This is a genomic window from Methylobacterium indicum (assembly GCF_001043895.1).
GTDB lineage: Bacteria > Pseudomonadota > Alphaproteobacteria > Rhizobiales > Beijerinckiaceae > Methylobacterium > Methylobacterium indicum.
Genome location: NZ_JTHF01000481.1, coordinates 1 through 571 on the forward strand (window position 1 = coordinate 1; position 571 = coordinate 571).

The 571-nt window shown below is 69.7% G+C and carries 1 protein-coding gene; it reads right to left on the minus strand.

The window, feature by feature from the left end; translation table 11 throughout:
- On the minus strand, positions 1-571 hold a 571-nt coding region (locus QR78_RS31615; RefSeq protein ID WP_048431607.1), incomplete at both ends, for an MFS transporter.

A 571-nucleotide genomic window follows, 5' to 3' on the forward strand; every position in this document is an offset into this window, starting at 1 on the left:
AGATCGACACCGCGGCGATCGCTGCCGTGGCGGTGACGAAGGCGGCGACCGGGACCCAGCCGGTCGGGCCGGCGCCGAGGAGCTCGGCGCTGATGGCCGGAGCGAAGCCGCCGAGGGCGAAGCCGATCTGGGTGCCGATCGCCATGCCCGACAGGCGGACCTTGGTGCCGAACATCTCGCCGTAGAGCGACGGCCACACCCCGTTGGCGGCGCTGTAGACCACGCCCGAGAGCAGGATGCCGAAGGTGAAGATCAGCGGGATGTTGCCCTGGCTGATCGCCCACATGTAGGGCCAGATCAGCGCGGCGGAGCCGAGCGCGCCGAAGATGAAGACCGGGCGGCGGCCGATCCGGTCGGACAGGGCCGCGAAGGCCGGGATCGCGCCGAGCGCCACCACGTTGGCGAGGATCAGGACCGTCAGCATCGTCGGACGGTCGATCTTCATCGTGTTGACAGCGTAGGACAGGGTGAAGACGCTGAAGATCGTGCTCACCACCGAGACCAGCGCGGCGAAGACCACCCGCAGCACGTCGGCCCACTGGGTGCGGAACAGCACCGCCACCGGCAGGCC